The organism is Microbacterium sp. Bi128 (assembly GCF_918698205.1).
Window position 1 is genome coordinate 1 of sequence record NZ_CAKKMM010000623.1, and the last position, 2,844, is coordinate 2,844.

General features: G+C 70.6%; 1 protein-coding gene. It reads left to right on the forward strand.

The features are described from left to right. Nucleotides 1-68 precede the first annotated feature (68 nt). Nucleotides 69-2,756, forward strand: coding sequence for an alpha-L-rhamnosidase (locus tag LQV45_RS23905; RefSeq protein WP_230009118.1), 2,688 nt, complete (start codon nt 69-71; stop codon nt 2,754-2,756). Nucleotides 2,757-2,844 lie beyond the last annotated feature (88 nt).

A 2,844-nucleotide genomic window follows, 5' to 3' on the forward strand; every position in this document is an offset into this window, starting at 1 on the left:
GACCCCTCGCGGCCTCCGTCAGGCCGGCGGCGTCAGTCCCCGCCCTCGACGGGACGAGGTAGGCAGCCGTGAACCAGCCCACACACCTGCGCGTTGAGCACCTCAGCGGGGCCTTCGGCATCACCACCACCCGTCCCCGGCTCAGCTGGACCCCGCCGGAGGGGACGGTGCGGCAGAGCGCCTACCAGATCACCGCCAGCAACGGCTGGGACACCGGCCGGGTGGAATCGGGAACCCACCGCCTGGTGCCCTACGGCGGCCCGGCGCTGGGCTCCCGGGACCACTTTGAATGGACCGTGCGGACCTGGGACCTCGCCGCGGACGGCAGCGAGTCAGCCTCAAGGTGGGCGGACCCGATGCCGGTCGAACTGGGCCTGCTGCACCCCGCCGACTGGGCCGCACAATGGATCGGCCCGCGCGAGGCCGCCATCCCCGCGGCCGGCGAGCGCCCGGGCTACGCACTGTCCACCACTTTCGAGCTGGACGCGGTCCCGGACTCGGCCCGGGCGTACGCCACCGCCCACGGGATCTACGAGCTCTTCATCAACGGCCACCGGGTAGGCGACCAGGAGCTCACCCCGGGCTCCACGAGCTACCACAGCACCCTGCAAGTCCAGACGTTCGACGTCGGAACGCTGCTGCAGACCGGCAGCAACACCGTCACGGGCGTCCTCACCGACGGCTGGTACCGCGGCACGTTCGGGTACACGCGCGACGCCGACATGTACGGAACCACGACGGCGCTGCTGGTACAGATCGAGCTGGCATCCGCGGCGGGTCGGACGGTGGTCGGGACCGATGACACCTGGCTGGTGGAACCGTCCGAAATTGTCAGCGCGGACCTCATGGCCGGGCAGCGTGTCGACTTCCGTGCCGCAGGCGTTCGCTCCGGAAACCGTCGCGGGCACGCTGTGCTCCGTGACGGCAGCTGCGAAACCCTGACGGGTCCCGTCGCACCGCCCACCCGCGCCGTGGAGGACATCGCCCCGGTGTCCGTCACCGGGCTGGCCAGCGGCCACCAGGTGGTGGACCTGGGCCAGAACATCAACGGCTGGGTGCGCCTGACCCGGCTCGGCGCCCCGGGCCACGCCGTGACGCTGGTGTACGGCGAAGCCCTGGACGACGCGGGCGAGGTCACGCAGGAGCACCTGCGGCCGCACGATTTCCGCAACCCGGGCCAGTTCCTGTCCGCCGGGCAGATCGACTCCGTGGTGTCCTCCGGCGCGCCCGGCGAAATTTTCGAGCCGCGCCACACGACGCACGGCTTCCGGTACGTTTCGGTCCGCGGGCTGGCGGACCCGCTGGAACCGGGGGATCTCGTGGGCCGGATGGTCCAGACCGACCTCGAACGCCTGGGCACGTTCAGCTGCAGCGATGACCGGCTCAACACGCTGCACGGGATCGTCGAGTGTAGCTTCCGAGGCAACGCCTGCGAGGTCCCCACGGACTGCCCGCAGCGGGAGAAAGCCGGCTGGACCGGGGACTGGCAGGTGTTCGTGCCCACCGAGGCCTACCTCTTCGACGTTGCCGGCTTCTCCCGGAAGTGGCTCAACGATGTCCGGGCTGATCAGTGGGACAACGGAGTGGTCGTCAACATTTCGCCGTCGCCGGGCCCGGACGCCACCGCGGCCGATCACATGGCCTTTGTCAACGGCTCGGCCGGCTGGGGAGACGCGATCGTCCTGGTGCCGTGGGAGATCTACCGGGCCACGGGTGACACGGCCATCCTGGAACAGAACTGGGAGGCCATGAACCGCTGGCTCGGGTTCATCCGCAGCACGGCCGTTCACGGCCGGCACCCGGCCCGGGCCGCCACCCGACCCACGCCGGAACCACACGAGCAGTTCCTCTGGGACACCGGCTTCCACTGGGGTGAATGGCTCGAACCCGACGGGCCGGAACCGGACCTGTTCGCGGCCAGGTCCGCCGACCACGGCATCGTGGCCACCGCCTACTACCGGCACTCCTCCGCCATCATGGCCGGGATCGCCGCCGTCCTGGGCAAGGACACGGAGGCCGCCGCCCTGGCAGAGCTGTCCGCCAATGTCCGCGACGCCTGGGCCCGCGAATACGTCAATGACACCGGGCAACTGTTCGACGCCAGCCAGGCAAACTGTGTCCGGGCACTCGCCTTCGGCCTTGTCGCCGACGAGCACCGGCCGGCGGTCGCGGCGCAACTGGCCGGCCTCATCCGGGACGCCGGCACCCACCTGGGCACCGGGTTCCTCGCCACCGCAGACCTGTTGCCGGTCCTTGCCGACAACGGCCACCTTGACCTGGCCTATGAGCTGCTCATGCAGGACACCGAACCGTCTTGGCTGGTGATGGTGGACCGCGGCGCGACCACCATGTGGGAAGCCTGGAACGGCATCGGCCCGGACGGCACAGCGCAGCAGTCCCTGAACCACTACAGCAAGGGCGCCGTGGTGTCCTTCCTACACCGCTACACCGCCGGACTCCGGCAGGCGCCGGGGAGCGCGGCCTACGAACAAATCATCATCGAACCGCGCCCGGGCGCCGGCCTCTCATCCGCCAGCACATCCCACCGCGGCCCCCAGGGCCTGGTTGCCGCCAGCTGGCGGATCGACGACGGCGAGCTGACCCTGAACGCCGTCGTCCCGGCCGGCACCAGCGCCGAAGTCCGCCTGCCCGGCCGGGCGGGGGCCGTCGTCGGGCCCGGAACGCACACCTTCTCCGTCCCGTATGGCCCGGCCGTCCCGGCATCCCTGCCCCACCTCACCAGGAGCGCACCATGACCTTTATCGAATCCCCAACGACTGACACCGAGACGCGCCCCGACGCCGCCGCAGGGAAGGACGGCCCTCCTTCTGGTCCCGCGTCACC